At 49.9% G+C, this 22,505-nt stretch carries 22 protein-coding genes; 18 read left to right on the plus strand and 4 right to left on the minus strand.

All coding sequences use genetic code 11. The features are described from left to right. The first annotated feature begins 36 nt into the window (after positions 1-36). From MHI45_RS24305 to MHI45_RS24320, 4 genes are all read left to right on the plus strand, one after another. The gene (locus MHI45_RS24305) at positions 37-1,365 is read left to right on the plus strand and encodes a UDP-glucose dehydrogenase family protein (protein WP_340894573.1); all 1,329 of its coding nucleotides are present in this window, start codon (positions 37-39) and stop codon (positions 1,363-1,365) included. Positions 1,366-1,582: 217 nt separating this feature from the next. After that, a complete protein-coding gene (locus MHI45_RS24310) occupies positions 1,583-3,856 on the plus strand; it encodes a copper amine oxidase N-terminal domain-containing protein (protein WP_341119560.1) in 2,274 nt (757 codons plus the stop codon). Positions 3,857-4,111: 255 nt separating this feature from the next. Continuing rightward, positions 4,112-5,584 (plus strand): potassium/proton antiporter, encoded by a 1,473-nt coding sequence (locus tag MHI45_RS24315; protein ID WP_341119561.1) that lies wholly within the window; start codon positions 4,112-4,114, stop codon positions 5,582-5,584. 241 nt (positions 5,585-5,825) lie between these two features. Beyond that, on the plus strand, positions 5,826-6,281 hold the full coding sequence (locus tag MHI45_RS24320) for a Dps family protein (RefSeq protein ID WP_038586577.1): 456 nt from the start codon (positions 5,826-5,828) through the stop codon (positions 6,279-6,281). 160 nt (positions 6,282-6,441) lie between these two features. Here the strand turns inward: MHI45_RS24320 and MHI45_RS24325 are convergent, their stop codons facing one another. After that, positions 6,442-7,146, minus strand: a complete 705-nt coding sequence (locus MHI45_RS24325) for an AIM24 family protein (RefSeq protein ID WP_038586581.1) — start codon at positions 7,144-7,146, stop codon at positions 6,442-6,444. A 60-nt stretch (positions 7,147-7,206) separates the two neighbouring features. Next, positions 7,207-7,695 (minus strand): hypothetical protein, encoded by a 489-nt coding sequence (locus MHI45_RS24330; protein ID WP_038586583.1) that lies wholly within the window; start codon positions 7,693-7,695, stop codon positions 7,207-7,209. A gap of 371 nt (positions 7,696-8,066) precedes the next feature. On the opposite strand from MHI45_RS24330, the gene MHI45_RS24335 reads away from it, so the two are divergent. The 14 genes from MHI45_RS24335 to MHI45_RS24400 all read left to right on the plus strand — a co-directional run bounded on the left by MHI45_RS24335 (position 8,067) and on the right by MHI45_RS24400 (position 20,478). Continuing rightward, complete coding sequence (locus MHI45_RS24335; RefSeq protein WP_076113469.1) at positions 8,067-8,753, plus strand: M50 family metallopeptidase; 687 nt, start codon at positions 8,067-8,069, stop codon at positions 8,751-8,753. A gap of 186 nt (positions 8,754-8,939) precedes the next feature. Further along, positions 8,940-9,605 carry a hypothetical protein gene (locus tag MHI45_RS24340; protein WP_038586588.1) on the plus strand — a complete coding sequence of 222 codons (666 nt, stop codon included), beginning with the start codon at positions 8,940-8,942 and terminating at the stop codon, positions 9,603-9,605. 242 nt (positions 9,606-9,847) lie between these two features. Then, a complete protein-coding gene (locus tag MHI45_RS24345) occupies positions 9,848-10,813 on the plus strand; it encodes a helix-turn-helix transcriptional regulator (RefSeq protein ID WP_076113470.1) in 966 nt (321 codons plus the stop codon). Positions 10,814-11,059: 246 nt separating this feature from the next. Further along, the gene (locus MHI45_RS24350) at positions 11,060-12,049 is read left to right on the plus strand and encodes an ABC transporter ATP-binding protein (RefSeq protein WP_341119565.1); all 990 of its coding nucleotides are present in this window, start codon (positions 11,060-11,062) and stop codon (positions 12,047-12,049) included. Continuing rightward, positions 12,046-13,035 carry an ABC transporter ATP-binding protein gene (locus tag MHI45_RS24355; protein ID WP_076113472.1) on the plus strand — a complete coding sequence of 330 codons (990 nt, stop codon included), beginning with the start codon at positions 12,046-12,048 and terminating at the stop codon, positions 13,033-13,035. The genes MHI45_RS24350 and MHI45_RS24355 overlap by 4 nt, the downstream gene beginning before the upstream one ends. A 265-nt stretch (positions 13,036-13,300) precedes the next feature. After that, positions 13,301-14,968, plus strand: a complete 1,668-nt coding sequence (locus MHI45_RS24360; RefSeq protein ID WP_256718230.1) for an ABC transporter substrate-binding protein — start codon at positions 13,301-13,303, stop codon at positions 14,966-14,968. 13 nt (positions 14,969-14,981) lie between these two features. Further along, complete coding sequence (locus MHI45_RS24365; protein ID WP_076113473.1) at positions 14,982-15,986, plus strand: ABC transporter permease; 1,005 nt, start codon at positions 14,982-14,984, stop codon at positions 15,984-15,986. An 11-nt stretch (positions 15,987-15,997) separates the two neighbouring features. Continuing rightward, positions 15,998-16,891 carry a nickel transporter permease gene (gene nikC, locus MHI45_RS24370; protein ID WP_076113474.1) on the plus strand — a complete coding sequence of 298 codons (894 nt, stop codon included), beginning with the start codon at positions 15,998-16,000 and terminating at the stop codon, positions 16,889-16,891. A gap of 212 nt (positions 16,892-17,103) precedes the next feature. Further along, positions 17,104-17,886, plus strand: a complete 783-nt coding sequence (gene modA / locus MHI45_RS24375; RefSeq protein WP_076113475.1) for a molybdate ABC transporter substrate-binding protein — start codon at positions 17,104-17,106, stop codon at positions 17,884-17,886. 31 nt (positions 17,887-17,917) lie between these two features. Further along, positions 17,918-18,580, plus strand: a complete 663-nt coding sequence (modB, locus tag MHI45_RS24380; RefSeq protein WP_038586608.1) for a molybdate ABC transporter permease subunit — start codon at positions 17,918-17,920, stop codon at positions 18,578-18,580. A 180-nt stretch (positions 18,581-18,760) separates the two neighbouring features. Next, positions 18,761-19,327, plus strand: a complete 567-nt coding sequence (locus MHI45_RS24385) for an RNA polymerase sigma factor (RefSeq protein WP_076113476.1) — start codon at positions 18,761-18,763, stop codon at positions 19,325-19,327. Then, positions 19,327-19,638, plus strand: a complete 312-nt coding sequence (locus tag MHI45_RS24390; protein WP_076113477.1) for a hypothetical protein — start codon at positions 19,327-19,329, stop codon at positions 19,636-19,638. The genes MHI45_RS24385 and MHI45_RS24390 overlap by 1 nt, the downstream gene beginning before the upstream one ends. Before the next feature lie 64 nt (positions 19,639-19,702). Beyond that, a complete protein-coding gene (locus MHI45_RS24395) occupies positions 19,703-20,086 on the plus strand; it encodes a hypothetical protein (RefSeq protein ID WP_076113478.1) in 384 nt (127 codons plus the stop codon). 5 nt (positions 20,087-20,091) lie between these two features. Continuing rightward, a complete protein-coding gene (locus MHI45_RS24400; RefSeq protein WP_341119568.1) occupies positions 20,092-20,478 on the plus strand; it encodes a hypothetical protein in 387 nt (128 codons plus the stop codon). Positions 20,479-20,503: 25 nt separating this feature from the next. Here the strand turns inward: MHI45_RS24400 and MHI45_RS24405 are convergent, their stop codons facing one another. Next, on the minus strand, positions 20,504-21,511 hold the full coding sequence (locus MHI45_RS24405) for a helix-turn-helix transcriptional regulator (protein ID WP_341119569.1): 1,008 nt from the start codon (positions 21,509-21,511) through the stop codon (positions 20,504-20,506). 121 nt (positions 21,512-21,632) lie between these two features. Beyond that, a complete protein-coding gene (locus tag MHI45_RS24410; RefSeq protein ID WP_341119835.1) occupies positions 21,633-22,406 on the minus strand; it encodes a polysaccharide deacetylase family protein in 774 nt (257 codons plus the stop codon). Positions 22,407-22,505: the final 99 nt, after the last annotated feature.

Here is a 22,505-nt window from a genome sequence, read left to right on the forward strand (position 1 = left end):
ATTTAAGCTCACAAAACTTTGATGAGGAGCAGAGACATGAACATTACTGTGATAGGAACAGGGTATGTCGGTTTGGTGTCAGGTGTATGCTATGCAGAGCTTGGGCATCAGGTGTATTGTGTCGATAAGGATGCGGAGAAAATTGAGCTGCTTCTGAGTGGCGGCATTCCGATTTATGAGCCGGGGCTTGGGGAGATGTCCTGCACAAATATGGAGGCGGGCCGGCTCCGCTTCACGACAGACCTGTCCGGTGCAGTGGCGGATGCAGAGCTGGTGATTATAGCGGTAGGAACGCCTTCGCTGCCGAGCGGTGAAGCGGATCTGCGGTTCGTCGATGCAGCCGTAAGGGAGATCGGCGCGGCCATGAACGGTTATAAAGTAGTCTGCGTGAAGAGCACCGTGCCGGTAGGCACCAATGACAGAGTCCGTGAGCTGCTGAGCGAGTTATACGAAGGGCCGTTCGATATTGCTTCGCTTCCGGAGTTCCTGCGTGAAGGAACGGCTATCCGGGATACGCTGGCTCCGGACCGCATTATCATCGGGACGGACAGCCAGCGTGCTTCCAAGCTGCTGAGCGGACTGCATGAGCCGCTGAACACCAGAATATTGATCACAGACATCCGCAGTGCGGAGATGATTAAATACGCCTCCAATGCTTTTCTGGCTACCAAAATTTCATTTATCAACGAGATCGCCAACATTTGCGAGAAGGTAAAGGCCGATGTCACGGAGGTAGCCAAGGGAATGGGACTGGATACACGAATCGGGCCCTCGTTTCTGGGAGCGGGTATTGGCTATGGCGGCTCCTGCTTCCCCAAGGATACAACGGCGCTGATCCAAATCGCAGGCAATGTGCATTATGATTTTAAGCTGCTGAAATCAGTAGTGGAAGTCAATAAAGAACAGCGCTATAGTGTCATCAGCAAGCTTCATCAGGCACTGGGCAGCCTGGAGGGCAGAACCATCGCGCTGTGGGGGCTGGCCTTCAAGCCGGAAACCGATGATGTCCGGGAGGCTCCCGCACTGGAGATCGTCGACCGGCTCATTCAGCTTGGTGCCACTCCTAAGGTATACGACCCGGTGGCCATGGATAATTTCCGGCGGCTGCGGAATCATTCCGGAATTCAGTGGTGCAGTTCGGCGCTGGAAGCTGCGAAGGACAGCGACGCGTTGTGCCTGCTGACAGAGTGGAGGCAGTTTAAAGAGATCAATCTGGCCGAGGTAAAAGCAGCCATGAGCGGCACCGTCCTCATTGATGGCAGAAACGCCTTCTCGGAGCAGCAGGTAAGCGGATTGGGCTTCGGGTATTACCCGGTAGGCCGGCCTTCGCTTCAGGAGCCGTTTGAAATTCCGGAAGTCGTGTAGCTTTGCAAGGGGCGTTCCAGCCGGATCACGAAATGAATCCCTGCCGTAAGTGTGGCGGGGATTTTTTTTGCGTTTCCATATCCCTGAATACTTGGCCTGGGAGTGGAAATTGAATTAATTTATTGTAACCAGTAAATCGAGAAACTTTTAGACCGGTTGATGCGTCAAAGGGATAGTCAAGAAAATGGAATTATTTATTATCCAGGAGGGTGAGCTTGTGAAGAAGTTATGGATTTCGATTTTAGCGGGGTTGCTGGTGTTCCCGATGCTGCTGCAGTCCCCGGCTCAGGCAGATGCACCTATCAAAATTGTGATTGACGGTGTTCCTTTACCTACTGATCAACCCCCTATATCGGTGCGTGGACGAACGCTGGTGCCGTTACGGGCCATTTTTGAAGCCTTTGATGCCACCACCACGTGGGATAAGCAGACAAAAACAGTAACAGCAACAAAAGAGGATACAACGATTGTATTGAAGCTTGGCTCCACACTTGCCACGATTAACAATAAGCCTGTTATCCTGGATGTGCCTGGTCAAAGTTTGAAGGGCAGAACGCTGGTTCCAACACGGTTCGTCAGCGAAGCTCTGGGTCAGGAAGTGGTATGGAATTCCAAAGCGAGAACTGTGTCCATAACGACTTCCGGAGGTAAAGGTGGAAGCGTAAGTCCGGCATCCAATGTAGTCCTGCAGGATGTGAGTGACAGCGGTGACGGACGTGATCTGCAGGTCAGCTTCGTCCGGGCGGCAGATGAGTCCATTGTTGATCATTACAGGGTACTGATTGTGAAAGCGGGGAACACATTAAACTTGTCATCCGCCCAACAGATAGCACCGTCCAATTATTCTACGGTATTGTCTATCGGAGCTAATCCTGCGTTTAAACTGAACGCTGGGTCGAGGGATATCAGCGGTGAATTAATTAAAGTCAATCAACCGTATATTGCTTATGTTTTGGCGGTAGGCAAAGGGAATAATACCAGTGCCCTTTCGAATAGTTCTGCAACGCTTACGTTGGTGAATAATATTGTATCCGCACCAACCAATATACAAGTGAATGATGTCGGGGATAATGGCGATGGACGGGATTTGTCCGTCAGCTTCAACAAGTTGCCGGATGAATCGAAGGTCAATTCTTACCGGATATTTGTAGTCAAAGCAGCGAATTATACAAATTTCAATGTGGCGGCAGCAAACGCAGTTTCCAGCTCTAACTACACCCAAGTCAGCAAGACGGGAAATAATCTTTCTCAGGTCTTGGCTTCAGGATCCAGGGATGTCGATGGAGCCCTTATAAAGTCGGGTGTGAGCTACCGGGTGTTTGTCATGGCGGTAGATAGCAGGAATGCGTCCAATCAAGTACTGTCTCCTGCGTCATCCGCGATTACGTTGTCCACTACAGGAATCTCAAGCTTCATCGTTAGTGATGTTAATGACTATGGAGACGGCCGGGATATGAAAGTGTCCTTTGTCCATCCCACAGCCGAAGCTAATATTAACCAGTATCGGATTATGGTCGTACCTACAGCTTATTACAGCGGCTTCAGTGTATCTGAAGCGAATAATGTATCCAGCTCCAATTATACAGCGGTGAGTACATCAGGAAGCAGCACCAATCAAATCCTGACCTCATCAACCAGAGACGTACGGGGTAATTTGATCAAAAATGGAACTGGTTATCAAGTGTACGTGTTATCGGTTGGAAGCAATTCAAGTGCAAATGTGCTTTCCAGCGCATCATCGGTTATTACGCTGCTGACTGACTTCAGTATGGGAGCCGTTTCTAATCTAACAGTAAGCGATGTTAGCGACAATGGTGATGGACGGGATATGAAAGTATCATTTACTCATGCTGTGGACGAAAGGTACATCAGCAAATATCTGATCATGGTGGTGCCAACCTCATATTACAGCAACTTCAGCGTATCCGAAGCCAATCGTATATCCAGCTCCAACTATACAGCGGTGAGCACATCAGAGAATAGCACCAGTCAAATATTAAATTCATCCTCCAGAGATGTGCGCGGCAATTGGATCAAAGAGGGAACCACTTATAAAGTATATGTATTATCTGTTGGTAGTGGGAATTACTCAGGTTCTAATGTCTTGTCCCAGGCATCCTCGGACATTACGTTGTCGTCCAAAACCCCTGTGGTTTCTGTAACCAACGTCACGTATCAAGTGAACGACAGCAGAATACTGGCCCGCTTCACCAAATCGTCCAATGAGACCAATATTTCTGAATACCGGGTATTAGTAGTTCCGGCCAAGCAGGGTTTTGGCCTGGGTGATGCCATTGGGGTGACTGCTTCCTCTTACAACTCCATCATTCCTAACGGAACGAATCCGGTAATTACAGCATCAACAATAGACGTCAACGGTAGTCCCATTATTAAAGGCAAAAAATATAAACTGTATATTCTTGCCGTGGCAAATAACAAGGGGACACAGAATGGCGGCCTTTCAGATTCAACGGAGGAGTTTGAATTATAATATTCAATGTTAAATGAGTCGTAAGCCTGACCTTTCATGGTCAGGCTTTTGTTATGTAGTTAATAGAAGAGATGTATGATGTACGGCCGTTTGAGCATTATAAATTCAGTGTGGAAGTGTAGATGACCAGAGCAGGGCACCCGGCAGTCTTTACCGCAGCTGACTCAAGAAAAGACTTTTGAGGTTAATAACGTAAATAACACAAGGAGCGGTAACGTCTGCTTGATTTCATATCAGAAGGGTGCGAAGTAAACGATGACTCATCTTGCAGATCAGATTATTATGCTGCTGGCGGTGCTGCTGCTTGTAGGAGTGCTTTCCACAAAATTCTCTACACGGTTCGGCATGCCGGCGCTCGTATTATTTATTGCGGTGGGGATGGTACTCAGCCACTTTGTCTATTTTAACAATGCATCCCTGACCCAGATTGCCGGGATTTTTGCACTGGTCGTGATCCTGTTTGAAGGCGGGATGCAGACCAGCATGAAGGATATCCGGCCGATTATGGCGCCGGCTCTATCCTTGGCCACGGTGGGTGTGCTGCTGACTACAGCCATAGTAGGCGTTTTCGCCAAATTCATACTGGGAGTGCCTTGGGCAGAAAGCCTGCTGTTCGGAGCGATTGTCGGTTCAACGGACGCAGCCGCCGTATTCTCTGTTCTGGGCGGCAAAAATATCGACAAAAGGCTGACCTCCACACTGGAGGCTGAATCTGGAAGCAATGATCCGATGGCCGTATTTCTGACCGTATCGCTGATTGAATGGATTCAGCATCCCGATACTGCCATCTGGAGCCTGCTGTTGTCTTTTGTATGGGAAATGGGGATTGGCCTGCTGCTGGGGATCATCATCGGCAAGCTGGCCGTATATCTGATCAACAGAATCAACCTGGATTCCACCGGTCTGTATCCGGTAATGGCTATAGGGTTTGCCGTACTGACCTATGGCCTCACAGCCATGGTACACGGCAGCGGACTGCTTGCCGTCTATGTGATTGGCCTGACGCTGGGGAATTCCGAACTGATGTATCACCGCACCATCATGAACTTCAATCACGGCTTTGCCTGGATGATGCAGATTGCCATGTTCATTCTGCTGGGGCTGCTGGTGTTCCCGCAGGAGCTTTCTAATATCGCTTGGGACGGGCTGCTGCTGTCTGTCATCCTAATGGTAATTGCCCGGCCGGCCGGGGTATTTATAAGCCTGCTCTTTGCCAAATTCTCTTTCCGGGAAAAAACTCTGATCTCGTGGGCTGGCCTGCGCGGCGCCGTGCCGATTGTACTAGCCACCTATCCGCTGCTGGCGGGTCTTCCGCAGGGACGGCTGTTCTTTAATGTCGTCTTCTTCGTCGTCCTTACATCGGCTGTTATTCAGGGGACGACGATTTCACCGCTTGCTTCCAGATTGAAGCTGGTCGGGCGGGAAGAAGCGGGGCAGCCTTCCCTCATGGAGCTTGTGGCCCTTGGCAAGACGGACTCGGAATTCAATCATATCGGAATACAGCCCTCTATGCCGATTGCCGGGATGCAGATTGCAGAGCTGGGGCTTCCTGATGATATTCTCTTCACGGCGATCATACGGGATAAGAATATCGTCACTCCGCATGGCAATACCGTCATTCAGGCAGGAGATACAGTCTACGTGCTTAGTCCGAAGTCCAAACGCGACGAGATGCGGGCGATCTTCCGGAGCGGAAAAGGCAAGGCGGCGCAAGCGGAAACTACCTAGGTTTAGACCCTTGTATTTCATGTAATCTTTTATGCCGCAATGAGGTGATTTGTGTCAATATAGGTGCTTTTGCTCCAATGTGATACAAATAATAGGAGTATAACAGAAAGTTATGCTAGAATTTGCAGCAACAAAATCGTCGTAATCGTTGCAAAAAGCATAACTTCATGTTATATTGTATATAGATTTAGAACAAGTCTAAATACAATAACATATATACAAACCATAGGAGGCTATTAGAATGAGTACACAAGTAAAGAGCCAGACTGAACTGCATGCTGCTTTAAATCGCCAAACCGCGAACTGGACCCTGCTCGGAGTGAAACTGCATCATTACCACTGGTATGTGAGCGGATCGCAATTCTTCACACTGCATGCCAAATTCGAAGAACTGTACAATGAAGCTGCAGGTTATGTGGATGAGCTGGCTGAACGTCTGCTTGCTATCGGCGGACAACCGGCCTCTACTATGACCCAATATCTGGCCCTCTCTGAGCTCAAGGAAGCTGTCGGCGGCGAAAGCGCCAAAGAAATGGTTACCCAACTCGTAAAAGATTTTGCCCTTGTTGCAGAAGAGCTGAAGCATTCCATCGCGGCAGCAGAAGAGCTGAGCGATCAACCGACTGCCGACCTGCTGATTGGTATCAGAAGCAGTGTTGAGAAGAGCGCCTGGATGCTGAATGCTTACCTGGCATAAGACCAAGTGACCAAGTAGAAGCAATCAGGAACAACCCGTGATTCCCGGTATAGAAGCTGTGGCCGGGTTTATGGGTTGTGTGCATTGTCTGTAAATTAAAGAGTGCCCTTGCGTGATACGCACGGGCACTCTTTTTGTTAATCAAGATTTATATTTATCCCTACTTGATAAACACTCCGCCGAATGGCAGCGCCTCACGGAGAAACCGTTTGATAATCCCGTCCTCATTATTGTCGCGTTCAAAGCGCCGGCTCTGGCGACCGGCTTGGAACAGTACGGGTCCGTGGCCTGTCATCTTCCAATGATAGCTCATATGCTGGCTGGCCAGATGATTGCCGTAGACGGTCAGCTCAAGCTTGGCATTCTCGGGGTAGGCAATGACGCTTCCGGCATCCACATACAGCGGGTCGAAGGGATGCAGCTCGGCTTCGCATACCGTTCCCTCAGTTAAGATGCCGATGCTGCCCCTGCCGGAGAACTTCACCTTGATGACATCGCGTGTCACGAGCATATTCTTCATGCTGAGCACCCGGGTCTGCATCGTAACCCCTTTACTATAGAAGAAGAGATGCCTGAAATCATAGAGCAGATCACTTTTTCCGTCGAGCTGCAGCGTTTTGATCCGATAGCCTGGAGGGAGTGCAGCAACGAACCGGCAGGGCCCGGAGAGATCCGAGCGGATCAGCTTGCGCTTGCGGTACATGCCCTTGACATCCATCAGCCGGTCCGCCCGGCCTGAAGAGGGACCTTGATAAGCAATAATCTGCTGCGGGTGCAGCACATGAACCTCTTCGTTCTCTCCAACAGTAAAGGCAACGGCTTGTCCGCTGCCGCTGTCGCCTTCATCCTGGACATCAACGTTCATAGCTTACACTTCCTTGTTCCTGTGACTTCTTGTTTCTGTGGGTAACGCTCTCCTTGCGGACTACCGCAGCCGGTCGCTTCTTCTGGACCGGTAGCGCATCGCGAAGCGAAGCAGCCGGGTGAGCAGGAAATAACCGAATATAAGGGCAACCCCGGTAATGACCGTAACTTTAATCCGGTTATAGTAGTTTTCCCGGGCCGTACGATCGTTTTTCAATTCATCTACCACCAGGCTTAATTGGCGGTTCTGCTCCTGAAGAGCCTCGTTCTGGGTACGGTACGTCTCCATCTCCTGCAGCGTCTGTCCCAAGGCTTGGGTTGTTTCGCCCAGCTCATTTTTGGTCTGCTGGAGCTCATCCACCGTTTGCTGGTAGCTTTCCTGCAATTGATTAACTTCACCGGGCAATTCCGAGAAATTCTGCAATCCTTTATATATATCGCTGAAGTAATTGGCCTGAGCCGCAGGAGCCGGCAGGGCTGCCGTTATCCCAAGCAGCAGCAGGGCCGAACTTAACAGCTTGATCAATTTGCTCATTACATGTTTTTTCATTACATATCACCACCTGGTATAGGCTAATATTACTTTTATTTTAACATAGCCGGACAACTTCCGGGTACCTTACAGGGGAAGTCTGGCATCATTTGGCGGATAAAGCACATTTTTGTCCCGAGTTATGGATATAAAGGGACTTAAGCTTTTTTAAAAGATAAGAATTTATATGCTTCACGCTATAAATTATCCTTCTATTTCTCGCTGAAACGGATGCCGTCCCTTTGAGGACGGCGAAGCCGTTTCCACTTGCCCTGGGGCTTGCGGCAATAACCATAAAAGTAATACAGCATTTAAGACACTCAGGTTTCGGTTTTGCTACCACAGGTGTACAAATTATCGTATACTTTGAACGGAAAGGGGCTGATGTGATGAATAAATGGCTCAAGACGCTATTGTTTCTGGCAGGTTCTGCCTTTTTGACACGGTTAATCCCGTTCTCTTCCTTGTTCCGCAATCTGGATACGATGGTTCACGAGTTCGGCCATGCGCTCATGACCCTGCTGCTCTCGGGAAGTGTGCTGCGCATTGAGCTGTACGCCGATCACAGCGGGGTCACCTATTCGGCCATTGGTGCGGGAGCACAAGCGATACTGGTATCGCTGGCCGGATATCCGCTGGCTTCGTTATTCTCTTTGCTGCTGTTCTATTTATATAGAAGAAACCGGCTGCAATGGGGGCTGATGCTATCGACCGCCATAGCACTCATAATGCTGATTTTATATGTGCGGGGCGGATTCGGCATGATGTGGCTGGCCGGGTTTATTGCGCTGAATCTGGCAATGATGTTTCTCTGGCCTAAGATCAGCAAATATTATTACTTGTTTCTGGCGTTTCTCACACTTGAGGAATCCGTAATGGGTACACTTTTTCTGGTGTCGTCTGCGGCATTTACACCCTCCCGTGCAGGGGATGCGGCCAATCTGGCGAGGTTGACTCCTTTGCCGGCCATCTTTTGGGCAGTGCTGTTTCTTCTATTCTCATTGCTATGCGCCAAAGGGGCACTGGGTTTCTTGTTCAAGGAAGAGCGCCGGAACGGCAAGCTGGGGAATAGGTGAAATTACACAAATTTTTCGTCATCTTTAGACAAAAGAACGATCTTTCGCAAAGAGGCAATCCACTTTTTAGTGGAGTGGCTCTTTTTTTGTCGATATTCTAGGTCCGAACATATATTCCATGACAAGGAGTTGTCCGCCATTATTGGTACATTAATAGAAGATCCAAAAAAAGAAAGAGGTGGAAATATGCAAGCAAGTATCCAGCCCATATTTACATGGAGTCAAAACCGGATTTTTGCAGGAGCTGCTCGAGATGTAGTTTTGCTAGTCGAGTGGGAAGGCATGGTCCAAGGTGTGGAAACCCGCAAGAAAAGCCGCAAAGTCGTTGCCCGTGAAATTGAACTGAGAGTATGGCTTGAAGCGCATGTAAGTCTGAAGGCATGTTATGGATGTGTAGTGGAGGCAGGGGAAGGAAGATCGCTGCTGCTTAAGCTTGGCAAAATACATGCGGGAGGGAGGAAATATATAGCGCTGGAATTCACTATGGCGGCGATGCCAGCCGGAAACCATGAAGCACTCTGGCTGCAGTGGCAATATAAACAACCCCCGGTGGAACGCATCCGCGAGCTGCCCTTGCATAAGCTAAGCCTAGAGTATACCCACCATACCGATGTGCTCGGCACGGTCAGCTGCTTTCATGTAGCCAAGCATTTGGAGCTGCTCAAGACAGCGATGGTGATGGAAGAAGCAGTGGCCTTAAGTTCTAAGACATCCGACCCAGCTTCCTATGATAAGTTGCGCAGACAGGCGGATGATCTGCTGCTGCTGGCAACCCAATCTGGAGACATGCAGCTGGTTAAAGAGGCGGAGGCTTTGTACAAGCAGTTGGACGTGGGGATTCAGGTCTGGTGACTCTAGGAATACACAGTTTAAGATCCAACAACCGGTAACTAGGGCATATACATAACTGCACTATTTCGCTGAGTGCAAACCAGAATGGCTGACAGATAGAGCGATATATTAATGTGGTAATATAGTAAAATAGTTCTATTATATTTTTGTAACGAGGTTATTAATTCCCTGTTTTTAGATATATATAACTAATTTATTTAAAATAATGGGTCTATTTTACCATAAATCAAGGGGAACTGAAAATGACAGACCGATTAATCCGGCTGATGCGCATCATTACGCTAGTTCAGGCCAAACCCGGAATTTTAGCCCGTGAGCTGGCGGAACGCTGCGGCAACAGTGAGAGAACGATATACCGGGATATGGATGCGCTAAGTGCCATGCATATCCCTATTACCCACCTGGGGCACGGGAAGGGATATGCTTTTATCGGGAACTTTGCACTCTATCCTTTAGATTTGTCGGAAGAAGAATCGGCCGCATTTTCACAGCTCCGCGGCATTATGAATGACATTAAGCCACTGCTGCCTGCGCATTTTGAAGACGCCTATGAAAAAATCATGGCTGCGGAATATAAGCAGAAGGCGGAAAGGGAAGAGAAGATGGAAAGCGTAAAAAAAGAAGCCGGGCAGCATTGGACAGAGAGGGGGACTTCGCAGGGGGAGCCTTCGCCTTTTCTGACGGAAATTCTGCTGGCTATAATGAAACAGCGAAGCTTTCAGGCGGATTACAGTGAAAATGCCTATGAAGAGAAGGAGATACAGATCGATCCGTACTGTCTGGTTCCGCTGGAGAACCGCTATCATTTAATCGGTTTCTGCCACCGCTTTGGCATGATCCGGGCTTTTCACATCAACGGGTTCTCGAGTGTCAGGCCGTTGAACCGTTTTTTTTCCAAGGAGCAATTTGATTTGCAGTCTTTTATGAAGCAGAAGTGGCGTTTGGACCAAGACAGTCTGGAGATCGAATTCAAGGTGAAATTTTCGGAACGGATGATGGATTGGATCAAATATGAGGAGTTGTTTGTAAAACCGAGCAAGGTGGACCGCCAGAGCCGCTTTCTCCACTTTAAGGTAGCTGTTGAACAGGATATTGGATTTGTTCGTTGGATCATGAAATTCGAAGAGGAAGCGGAGATTGTGGAGCCGTTTTACTATAGGGATATGATGAGGGTTCAACTGGAAAGATGGCTATTGATCTACAAATAGAGCAGGATCTTTTTGTTTTGTCATTAATTATACCATTAAATCCTATGAGGTTAGTTAATCTTGTAAATTTTTCTTGTCTACTATGGTTTTATATAGTAATGTTATACATTAAATAACAACTATGTAGATTTAATGCTAAAAACTAACTTATTATGTAAGGTATTCGCGGTTGAATCTCTCTTTAGAGAGATTTACTGGTCTGTCATTTGACCTTTGTTCAATTTTTAATAGAAGAGAGGGTTCATTTTGATCCAGCCAATTCTGGAAATTGAGGATTTGCATACTCATTTTTTTACGGATCGTGGAGAGGTTCCTGCTGTGGACGGCGTCGATTTGTATATTGATCCGGGTGAGGTTCTTGGAGTGGTTGGTGAATCGGGCTGCGGCAAGAGCGTCACTTCATTGTCCATCCTGAAGCTGGTTCCGAATCCTCCCGGCCGGATCGTAAGCGGCCGCATTCTATTAAAAGGGCAGGACCTTGTTCCGCTTAGGGAAAAAGAAATGCGAAAGATCCGCGGAGACTCGGTATCGATGATCTTCCAGGAGCCAATGACTTCGCTTAACCCGCTGTTTACGGTAGGTCAGCAGATTATCGAAACTGTGCGGCTTCACCGCGGCTTATCGAAAAGAACAGCGCGGGAGCATGCGGCCGAGATGCTCCGCAAAGTAGGGATACCGCGGCCGGAAGCGATCATTGATGAGTATCCTCACCAGTTGTCGGGCGGCATGCGCCAAAGGGTGATGATCGCGATGTCGATCTCCTGCAGTCCGGAGCTGCTCATTGCCGATGAACCCACAACGGCGCTGGATGTAACGATTCAGGCGCAGATTCTGGATTTGATCCGGCGGTTGAATGAAGAACAAGGCACTGCGGTCATGCTGATTACCCATGAACTTGGAGTTGTGGCGGAGATGTGCCACCGGGTTGCTGTTATGTATGCCGGCAAGATCGTAGAGGAAGGCTGTGTGCGCGATATTTTTAAGAATCCGCTCCATCCCTACACGAGGGGGCTTATACAGTCTGTGCCAAGAATGAACGAGGTCCGGGAACGGCTGTATTCCATTCCCGGCAATGTGCCGATTCTCAGTAAAGATATGCAGGGCTGCCGGTTTGCACCCCGCTGTCCGAATATGATGGACATCTGCCGCGAGTCGCTTCCTGAGCTGTCACTGCAGGAAGACCGGCACAGCTGCAGATGCTGGCTGCATGACAGCCAACAGGAGGATGCAGTATGAGCGAGAACCTGCTCGAGGTTATTGGCCTCAAGAAGTATTATCCGATTCATAAAGGTTTCTTCAACAAGGTGCAAGGGGCTGTCAAAGCGGTGGACGATATTTCCTTCTCCGTAAACAAAGGCGAGACCTTTGGACTGGTGGGGGAAAGCGGCTGCGGCAAATCGACAACCGGGCGTTCGCTGCTGCGGCTGATCGAGCCTACAGCAGGGGAGGTCTGGTTCGAAGGCCAGGATATCACCAGGCTCACTCTGGAAGAAATGCGCAAGCGCCGGCGGGAGATGCAGATTGTCTTTCAGGACCCGTTCTCTTCCCTTGACCCGCGGAATACGGTGCAGCGTATTCTGGAAGAGCCGATGATTGTACATGGTGTTGGCGATGCCAGGCAGCGGAGGGATACTGTCGAGCGGCTGGCTGATGTGGTCGGCTTGGCGAAGGCACATCTCCAGCGTTATCCGCATCAATTCTCCGGCGGACAACGGCAGCGGATTGGAATCGCCCGGGCGCTTGCCCTGCAGCCGAAGCTGATTATAGCGGATGAGCCTGTGTCTGCACTGGATGTATCCATCCAGTCTCAGGTCATTAATCTAATGCAGGATTTACAGAAGGAATTTGGACTTACCTACATATTTATAGCCCATGATCTCAGTGTGGTGAAGCATATCTGTGACCGCGTCGCCGTAATGTACTTGGGACGGATTGTAGAGATTACCGATAAGTACGAGCTTTATGCCGAACCGCAGCACCCGTATACACAGGCGCTGCTGTCGGCTGTCCCCGAACCCGATCCCGATATCCGCAAGAAACGGGTTATTCTGCAGGGTGAAGTGCCGAGTCCGGCCAATGCGCCTGTCGGTTGTGCCTTTAATACCCGCTGTCCCCGGGTGATGGACGTATGCCGCAATGTAAGACCACCGTTGCTCGAGACCGGGCCAGGGCATCTAACCGCATGCCATTTATATGATGATGCTGACACCCGGCTGGCTTAACAAGACTTGACGACATCTTAGAAAGACTCCGGCAGGAGTTATCTTAAAATATAAGAAATTATATGTTTCACATGATAACTTATCCTTCTATTTCTCGCTGGAACGGTACCGTCCTTAAAAAGGACGGCAAAGCCGTTTCCACTTGGTATTCAGAGCGAGCAACCATTCATGAATGCAATTAGTGGACTTGGTATATGGCAGCGCTTTGGCGCAGCTGCATATAGACGCATTAATACTTTTAATGAAGGAAGGGAGTTTTCTAGAGATGAAGAAATGGAGTAGTCTTGCACTGGCAGTAACGCTGGGGGCGGTATTAACGTTAAGCGGCTGCGGAGGCAATAATAACGCAAGCACGGAATCAACTGCGGGGAGCAATGCAGCGGCAACTGCCGCACCGGAAAGCTCTCCTGATTCTGCGGCAACGTCACAGGATACACTGATATTGGGACGCGGCGGTGACTCGGCTTCGCTGGACCCGGCAATCGTAACCGATGGTGAATCTTTGAAGATTGCCCATCAGGTATTTGACTCTCTGCTGGAATACAAACCGGGAACCTCTGAGGTGCAGGCTTCACTTGCAGACAGCTGGGAAGTCTCAGCCGACGGCTTAATCTACACCTTCAAGCTGCATCCGGGTGTGAAGTTCCATGATGGATCAGACTTTGATGCCGAGGCTGTCGTGTTCAACTTCACGCGCTGGAGTGATCCGGCAAGTGAATACAAATTTGAAGGTGATTCCTTTGACTACTACGACTCTATGTTCGGTCCGGACGGAAGCCGTGTCATTAAAGAGGTGAAGGCTGTTGATGCCACAACCGTGCAATTTGTGCTTAATCAGCCGCAGGCCCCTTTCCTGCAGAATATCGCCATGACCTCCTTCGGGATTGCCAGCCCTACAGCCATTAAGGAGAAGAAGGAAAACTTCAAGAATGAGCCGGTAGGCACAGGTCCGTTTGTGTTCACCGAATGGAAGCACAATGATTCCATTACACTGGACAAGAATCCGGGCTACTGGAAAGAAGGGCTTCCTAAGCTGAACAAAGTTATCGTCCGCTCCATTCCGGATAACTCTGCGCGCTTTACTGCTCTGCAGAACGGTGAGATCGACCTGATGGAAGACCTTAGCCCTGATGATCTGTCCACACTGGAAGGCAACACCGAGCTGCAGAAGATTGAACGCCCGCCGTTTAATGTCTCGTACCTTGGTTTCAACTTCAATAAGAAACCTTTTGATAACGTGAAGGTAAGACAAGCACTGAACCATGCGGTGAATAAGCAGGCCATTATCGAAGCGTTCTTCTCAGGTCAGGCAACGGCCGCCGTTAACCCGATGCCTCCATCACTATGGGGCTATAACGATGCCGTGAAGGATTATGAATATGATCTGGAGAAGGCAAAAGCGCTGCTGGCTGAGGCCGGATATTCTGAGGGTCTGCCAGATCCGGTGACCTTGTATGCTATGCCGGTCTCCCGTCCTTATATGCCTGACGGCAAGAAGGTTGCTGAGGCGATTCAAGCCGATTGGGAAAAAATTGGCGTGAAGACGGTAATCCAGTCCCCTGAATGGGCTACTTACCTTGACGACACAAAAGTCGGAGAAAAAGATGACATCTACATGCTCGGCTGGACCGGTGATAACGGTGACCCGGATAACTTCCTGTATACGCTCCTTGATAAAGATGCGATTCCGGGCAACAACCGTTCCTTCTATATTAATGAAGAATTGCATACCGTTCTGATCAATGCACAGAAGGAAACGGACCAAGCCAAACGCTCCGACCTGTACAAACAGGCTCAGGAAATCATCAAAGCGGATGCGCCATGGATTCCGCTTGTGCACACGACTCCGCTGCTGGCTGCCAAAGCCAATCTCAAGGGTTTTGTTCCAGGTCCGACAGGTACGGAATATTACAGCGCAATCTACTTCGAATAGTAGGTGAGCTGATTTGAACTCCTACCTATTAAAACGTGTAATGGTTTTAATCCCGGTGCTGATTGGGATGACAATCATTGTCTTCTCAATTATCCATGCGATTCCGGGAGATCCGGCTGAGACGATTCTTGGACAAAAGGCAACGGAGCAGTCCAAGCAGGCGCTGCGGGAACAACTGGGTCTCGACAAGCCATGGCTGCAGCAGTATTTCAATTATATGGGCGATTTGCTGCAAGGCGATTTGGGTACCTCGATCCGTACCAAAACGCCAATCGCCAAAGAAATTATGCCTTATCTGGCCGCTACCCTGGAACTTACGGCGGCGAGTATGCTGTTCGCCACTGTTGTGGGAGTCAATGCCGGTATTCTAAGCGCCTGGCGGCAAAATTCATGGTTTGATTATACCGCAATGATTATAGCGCTCATTGGTGTGTCCATGCCGATTTTCTGGCTTGGTCTGATGGAGCAGCTGTTATTCTCGCTGAAATTACACTGGCTGCCCTCCATAGGCAGGATGGACCAGCGCAATCCGGTGGAGAGCATCACCAATCTCTACGTGATTGATACGATACTGGCAGGCCGCTGGGACCAGTTGTGGACGGTTGTTAAACATCTGATCCTGCCAAGCATTGCACTGGGCACGATTCCGATGGCGATTATCGCCCGGATGACCCGCTCCAGCATGCTGGAGGTAATGAATTCGGACTATATCCGTACGGCAAAAGCCAAAGGGTTATCGCAATTTCTCGTAGTATACAAGCATGCGCTCAAAAATGCGCTGATTCCTGTATTGACTGTGGTGGGGCTGCAGACAGGCGCTCTGCTCGGCGGAGCGGTGCTGACAGAGACGATCTTTGCTTGGCCCGGTGTGGGAAGATATATATTTGAGGCGATCAGCTCGCGTGACTATCCTGTCATTCAGACCGGTATTCTGATTATTGCTTTTATTTTCGTTATCATTAATCTGCTTGTGGATCTGCTCTATGCCGTCGTTGATCCACGCATCAATTACAAGTGAGGGGTGAATCTGTGGCACAGGCAACAGTTAATGTAACGCCCCCTAAGGTGCCTGCCGAAAAGGGCTCCGGACCTTGGCATGATGCGTGGAGAGCATTCCGCAAGAACAAGACGGCTATGCTTGGGCTCTGCATTATCGTATTTTTCGTACTAATTGCGCTGTTTGCCCCGCTGATCGCGCCGTACAGCTTCAAGGCGCAGGAGCTGGTGAACCGGCTGAAGGCACCGTCGGCTGACCATTGGTTCGGCACGGACGATCTGGGAAGAGATCTGTTCAGCCGGGTCCTGTACGGTGCCCGCATCTCGCTTTGGGTCGGGTTCTCCTCAGTGATCGGTTCTATTATTGTCGGCACGTTTCTGGGGGTTCTGGCCGGATTCTATGGCAAGTGGGTAGACATGCTGATCTCCAGAATGTTTGATATCCTCTTGGCTTTTCCGAGTATTCTGCTCGCGATTGCAATTGTGGCCATACTCGGACCCTCTCTGCGGAATGCGCTGCTCGCCATTGCGATTGTGAACATCCCGACCTATGGAAGACTTGTTCGGGCCAAGGTGCTCAGCTTGAAGTCGGAGGAATACATCACGGCGGCAAGAGCGATCGGGATGACGAATACGCGTATTCTGCTGACCCATATTCTGCCGAACAGCCTGACGCCGATCATCGTACAGGGGACGCTGGGCATCGCAACGGCCATTATCGAAGCGGCAGCCCTCGGCTTCCTTGGCCTTGGTGCACAGCCGCCTGATCCGGAATGGGGCAAGATGCTCTCCGATTCGCGCCAGTTTATTCAGAAAGCGCCGTGGACGGTCATTTTTCCGGGGATGTCAATCATGTTGACTGTACTCGGATTCAACCTGATGGGAGACGGACTGCGCGATGTGCTTGATCCGCGGATGAAGAATTAAAACAACGAAGTCCAGGGAAGCCCTTAGGCGTTTTACACGCCTGGGGGCTTTTTTGCTATGAAGCCCATTATAAATAGAAATGTATGTTAAGGTGTAATCTGTATCAATCATAACTAAATATAAGCAAACATAACCAAATGTATAGAAAAACGAAAAAAGGTATGCTAGAATATCATCTAAATATACAAGATATATAAATGGGAGGAATGGAAATGTTCAAGAAATTAGCGTTGGTTGTCATGACTGTAATGCTTGCTGTGGGCTTGTCGGCAATACCTGAGAGACAGGCAGAGGCGGCGAAGAAGAAAACCGAAATTATTGTATCTGCCGCAGCCAGCCTGCAGGACAGTCTTGACAAGATTGCCGTTCTTTATGAGAAGCAGCATCCTGATATCGACCTCGTCTTTAACTATGGCGCTTCCGGTACATTGCAGAAGCAGATTGAACAAGGCGCTCCGGCCGATCTGTTCTTCTCAGCAGGAGATAAGCAAATGACAGCGCTGGTGGATGGCAAACTCATTTCAGACCATACGGAACTTCTAAAAAATCGGCTGGTTCTCATTGTGCCTTCGGATTCCAAAGCCAAGATTACAACAATCACACAGCTTACAGATAAAACGTTCAAGAAGGTCGCTGTCGGACAACCGGAATCAGTGCCGGCGGGCCAATATGCGCAGCAGTCATTGACCGCGAAGAATGTATGGGATACGCTGCAAAGCAAACTGGTATTCGCCAAGGATGTCCGCCAGGTGCTCTCCTACGTGGAAACAGGCAATGCTGATGCCGGATTTGTGTATAAGACGGATGCCCTAACCTCCAAGAAGGTGAAGATCGCTCTTACTGTAGGGGCACAGGTGCACAAAGCAATCAATTATCCGGTCGGGATCGTTAAGGATTCCAAACATCAGGCAGAGGCCAAAGCTTTCTATAACTACGTGCAAACCAAGACGGCAAGCGATATTTTTACCGGCTACGGCTTTCAGCTTGCCAAGTAATTCTAAACGAACTTAAGCGGGGTGAAAGCGGATGGAGATCAATTGGACTGATTTTTTCGCCCCGGTCTGGCTTTCGGTCAAAATCTCAGTAATCACGAGCATCATCGTATTCCTTCTGGCAACCTTCGCGGCCAAGAAGATGGCGGGCCGGAGGTTCCCCGGATACAGTCTGGTCGAGACCATTCTGCTGCTGCCGCTTGTACTGCCCCCTACCGTGGTCGGCTTTGTGCTTCTGGTCATTCTGGGACGTCGGAGCTGGATTGGCAGGCTGTATGAGCAGTTCACAGAGCACACCATCCTCTTTACCTGGGGAGCTGCCGTTATTGCTGCGGTGGTTGTGGCCTTTCCGCTGGTCTACCGGACCGTTAAGGCCGGGTTTGAGGATGTGGAAAAGGATCTTGAGGATGCGGCGCGTGCGCAGGGTGCCAGTGAACTGCAGGTACTGCGTTATGTAACGCTGCCGCTTGCCAGCCGTTCTCTGGCTGCAGGGTATGTGCTCGGCTTTGCCCGCGGGCTTGGCGAATTTGGAGCTACGATTATGGTAGCAGGCAATATTCCCGGCCGTACACAGACGGTGCCCACCGCCATTTATGTGGCCGTCGACGGCGGCGACATGACGCTGGCCTGGATGTGGGTATGCTCGATTATCGTAATCTCAGCCGTTATGCTGATGTTTGTCAATCGCCGTTCTTGAATCGAAGTATGCGGATAACCTCCGGTTTTGCCATCAAGCATCATGGCGAGACCGGAGGTTATTTACTATGATCATAGAGAGAACAGAACATTTGAGGACGGCTAATAAATGATTATGTGAAATTTCGAACAAAGCCTGGAGTTCATTCGTAATGTTAATTGAAAGGGTGGGCGGGGGCACATGATTACCGATAAACAACTCATTGAAGGGTGCCGGTCCGGCCGCCGTGAAATGCTGGGACTGCTCGTCGACAGATACAAGGATGATTTGTACCGGTTTTGCCGCCACCTTACCCTGAATGCCCAGGATGCCGAGGACCTGTTTCAGGAGGTGTGGGTCCGGGTCATCCGCAAGCTGGAGAAATATGATTGTGAGCGTTCCTTTAAAGCCTGGCTGTTTCAGGTTACGGTCAATCTGCATAGGGACCGCTACCGCAGATGGAAAAAACTCCAGCACCGTTTTCTGGGTGAGGCGTCTTTCCAGGCGGATTTCCTGAACATCCGGGATTCGTCGCCTCTCACGGAAGAGGCCTTGCTGCGGAATGAACGGAACGCCGAGCTGGAGCAGGGGCTGCGTGCGTTATCCAAGCGGTATTTGGCGCCGCTGGTTCTCTATTATTACAACGAATTCAGCTATGAGGAGATTGCGGAGATGCTTGGCATTCCCGTGGGAACGGTCAAGTCAAGGCTCAATCAAGGGAAGAAGCTGCTGCAAACCTCCATGCAGCATGTAAAGGAGGAAGCGTGATGAATGAAGAGGAAGTGCAGGATCAGCTGCTAAGCCAATATTTTAATGAACCGGCCCTGGCTCCTCCCCGGCTTGTTGCGGATACGCTCCGGAAAATAACGGCTGCAGAAAGATTGGGAAGAAGCATTATCGCTGTCGTGGTGATTCAAGTTATTGTGCTAATGCTGCTGGGAGCCTGCGTGCTGACGGGTCCTGTTCCCCTGCTGTGGAAGCTGGCCCTGCTGCTGGCCTTCGGTCTCATTCAGACATCCGCCGCCGCAGCGCTGCTGTTCTGCCTGTCCGGCAGATCGGGTGCAGCAGCCCGGGCATGACTTTTCAGGTATATGGGGCAGGCGGACACCAGACATCCGCATTATTCTCAAAGGAGGACGGCATATGAAGAGACATAAGCCGCTTGGCAAATTGCTTTTTTGGGTTCTTACAACCGGCTTCTTGCTTACTCTGGCTTTAATGGGATATTGGATGTTTCCCTATATGTCGGATGTCTTTAGCGAGGACCGTGGCTGGTTTTTGTTTATGGGGCTGGCCGTGCTGCTGCTCATTGGTTTGAATGGAGCTATAGCCGTATTCATCTACAGGGATGCTTCGCGTATGGGGATGAACACCTGGTTGTGGATGACTGCCGTAATCTATATTCCCAATTTAATCGGGCTGCTGATCTACTTTGTGGTCAGACAGCAGCATAAAAGAGACGGCAGCGTGAGTGCTAAAGAGGAATATTGCCCGCATTGCGGGCACATGATTAGAACCGGGGAGTGAATGAAATGAACAAAAAGTGGAGCCTGCTGATACTCGCAGTATTGACATCTGCTTTGCTGCTTACGGGCTGTGAAAAAAGGCTGATGTTTGTTGGATCAAGCAGTGGTAAACAAATTAAGGCATTCTATAAGCTGCTGTCAGGTACGGAAACAAAGACGCTGAAGCTCAAAGAAGGGGAAACTCTGCTGCTGGACTATACCTCCAAAGTGGATAAAGGCAAGCTGTCCATGAAGCTGTATGATCCCGATCATGAGCTTGTGAAAGAGCTTCCTACGAATGAGGCTGCAGAAGAGCAGGTGGAGATTAAAAAGGACGGTAAATACAAGCTGGAAATTGTCGGCACCGGGACCAGCGGAAGTTATAAAATTAAATATTCCACTGAAGCCGAGTAGGAATTACTGGCTGGCTGCTTTCCGCTTAAGTCTCGTAAATGACCCTTCCGGTATCGGTAAGGTCATAGCCGTGAATGGAGCTGAGTTCGTTCTTGAAAGCCGATGACCGTAAAATTTCGATGACTGTCCCGATCCATTGCTCATGCTCCGGCTTCTTGATCATTACAAGATCATAACGCTCCTGAATGAGCGGAATGAATTCAATGCCGTCAATAATCTTGGCGGCTTTTTCTGTGCCGATGCCGACGGCAGCCTCACCCCGTGCCACCATTCCGGCTACAGCCAAATGGCTGTTCTCTATAGTGTCATAACCGCTTAATTGGGCGGATTGGATACCGTGCAGGCGCAGCTGCTCGTCCAGCAGCACCCGCGCACCGGAGCCGCGCTCGCGGTTAATCAGCCGGAGGCCCTTCTGCTGGAGATCCGACCAGTCACGGATGTCCTTCGGATTGCCCTTTAGTACGTAAAATCCTGCACTTCGCGCCAGCATATGCACCACAACATAGGAGAAGCCGACAAGCAGCTTGCGGATATAGGGCAGGTTATATTCTCCTGTATCTCCGTCGAGCAGGTGGGTGCTGACAATGTCGGACTCCCCATGATACATCGCAATCAGGCTGTCCAGACTGCCGGCATAGGAACGAAGCGGCCGGGAGGAGGGCTGGCTGCGCTCCAGGTGGGTAGCCAGAATGTCCAGCGACATATCCTGCCCGGTAATGACCACATTGACTCCGGCGGATTTACCGGTAAACGCAGGCGGCTGGGAAAAGTGAAGCGGTGCTGTAAAAGTGGCTGGCGGCAGCGCAAAGGGAGTATGGGGCAGTGCGGCTGCATCGCCCGCAGGCAGACCGGCCGAAGCTCCGCTGCGCGAATTCTGCTTGTAGGCCTCCAGATCGGAGAGGTCGACACGCATTTGCTTACCGACACGGTAAGAGGGCAGCTCGCCCTTTTTGATCAAATCATAAACCTTCAGCTTGGATATCTTCAATAACCGGGCGATTTCCTCGGTAGTATAGGAAGTGTTCTCAGACATGGATAAAGCCTCCTAAAGGATGGACTGCAGCAGCGATCATAAAGTCATAATAATAGCTCAAGACTACCTCATTTTGAGGTCAATCGCAATTAAAGAGCCACGGAAAGGCCGGCAAAAGTATTCAAAAAGCAAGATGTCGGCCATGCTTCACCTGCTGTGCATCGGATAATTCAATCAGTTCGGAAACGGTTACGAACCGGAAGCCCCGTTTTGCAAGCTCAGGCAGGATGATTTTGAGCGCTTCACCCGTCTGCGACTGTCCGTGTACATAATCATGGAACAGTACGATATCGCCGTTTTTTACATTGCGGATGACTTTGCTGTAGATACTCCATACACCAGGACGGTTCCAGTCGCGGGTATCCTGATGCCAGGACCACAGCACCGGCTTCAGGCCCATATTGTTGGATACATCAATCAGCGTATCATCGTACATGCCGCCAGGCGGTCTGAACAGGCTGCTGTGCTTGCCTGAGATCTTTACGATTTCCTTTTCGGTCAACTCCAGCTCCTGCAGAATCTGCTGCTCGGAAATAGGCTTCTTGAAATACACATGGTTGTAAGTATGGTTAGCCAGTTCATGCCCCTCGGCAATCACTTGCTTGGCTACTTCGGGATAGGCGGCGATTTTTTTGCCGATAGCAAAAAAGGTGCATTTGGCATTGTATTTATGCAGCACATCCAGAATCTGAGTGGTCTCGGAAGGATCGGGTCCGTCGTCGAAGGTCAGTGCTATTACTTTTTGACTGGTGGGAACCTCCCAGATCATGTCCCCGCGCTGCTCATAATAATAGCGGTTTTTAATATTTGGACTGGCTAGCGCGCTGTTAGTAAGCCCAAGCAGAAGCATGAATGCTGTTATTGTGGTATAGGTTATTCTGCAGCCTGTTTTCATAAGATTCACCTTTCACTCCATACATGACCCGTGGCAAAGGAACCGGGTTATTTTGCTTTAGAATGCTCCATGCACCTTACAAACTATTCACTGCGGCCG

This window comes from Paenibacillus sp. FSL H3-0321, assembly GCF_038002865.1.
Classification (GTDB): domain Bacteria; phylum Bacillota; class Bacilli; order Paenibacillales; family Paenibacillaceae; genus Paenibacillus_AQ.

What these genes read in the sequence shown, in the direction of transcription:
- MHI45_RS24305 (WP_340894573.1), top strand. Translation starts at nt 37, where the DNA reads ATGAACATTACTGTGATAGGAACAGGGTATGTCGGTTTGGTGTCAGGT.
- MHI45_RS24315 (WP_341119561.1), top strand. Translation starts at nt 4,112, where the DNA reads ATGACTCATCTTGCAGATCAGATTATTATGCTGCTGGCGGTGCTGCTG.
- MHI45_RS24320 (WP_038586577.1), top strand. Translation starts at nt 5,826, where the DNA reads ATGAGTACACAAGTAAAGAGCCAGACTGAACTGCATGCTGCTTTAAAT.
- MHI45_RS24325 (WP_038586581.1), bottom strand. Translation starts at nt 7,146, where the DNA reads ATGAACGTTGATGTCCAGGATGAAGGCGACAGCGGCAGCGGACAAGCC.
- MHI45_RS24330 (WP_038586583.1), bottom strand. Translation starts at nt 7,695, where the DNA reads ATGAAAAAACATGTAATGAGCAAATTGATCAAGCTGTTAAGTTCGGCC.
- MHI45_RS24335 (WP_076113469.1), top strand. Translation starts at nt 8,067, where the DNA reads ATGAATAAATGGCTCAAGACGCTATTGTTTCTGGCAGGTTCTGCCTTT.
- MHI45_RS24340 (WP_038586588.1), top strand. Translation starts at nt 8,940, where the DNA reads ATGCAAGCAAGTATCCAGCCCATATTTACATGGAGTCAAAACCGGATT.
- MHI45_RS24345 (WP_076113470.1), top strand. Translation starts at nt 9,848, where the DNA reads ATGACAGACCGATTAATCCGGCTGATGCGCATCATTACGCTAGTTCAG.
- MHI45_RS24355 (WP_076113472.1), top strand. Translation starts at nt 12,046, where the DNA reads ATGAGCGAGAACCTGCTCGAGGTTATTGGCCTCAAGAAGTATTATCCG.
- MHI45_RS24360 (WP_256718230.1), top strand. Translation starts at nt 13,301, where the DNA reads ATGAAGAAATGGAGTAGTCTTGCACTGGCAGTAACGCTGGGGGCGGTA.
- modA (WP_076113475.1), top strand. Translation starts at nt 17,104, where the DNA reads ATGTTCAAGAAATTAGCGTTGGTTGTCATGACTGTAATGCTTGCTGTG.
- modB (WP_038586608.1), top strand. Translation starts at nt 17,918, where the DNA reads ATGGAGATCAATTGGACTGATTTTTTCGCCCCGGTCTGGCTTTCGGTC.
- MHI45_RS24385 (WP_076113476.1), top strand. Translation starts at nt 18,761, where the DNA reads ATGATTACCGATAAACAACTCATTGAAGGGTGCCGGTCCGGCCGCCGT.
- MHI45_RS24390 (WP_076113477.1), top strand. Translation starts at nt 19,327, where the DNA reads ATGAATGAAGAGGAAGTGCAGGATCAGCTGCTAAGCCAATATTTTAAT.
- MHI45_RS24395 (WP_076113478.1), top strand. Translation starts at nt 19,703, where the DNA reads ATGAAGAGACATAAGCCGCTTGGCAAATTGCTTTTTTGGGTTCTTACA.
- MHI45_RS24400 (WP_341119568.1), top strand. Translation starts at nt 20,092, where the DNA reads ATGAACAAAAAGTGGAGCCTGCTGATACTCGCAGTATTGACATCTGCT.
- MHI45_RS24405 (WP_341119569.1), bottom strand. Translation starts at nt 21,511, where the DNA reads ATGTCTGAGAACACTTCCTATACTACCGAGGAAATCGCCCGGTTATTG.
- MHI45_RS24410 (WP_341119835.1), bottom strand. Translation starts at nt 22,406, where the DNA reads ATGAAAACAGGCTGCAGAATAACCTATACCACAATAACAGCATTCATG.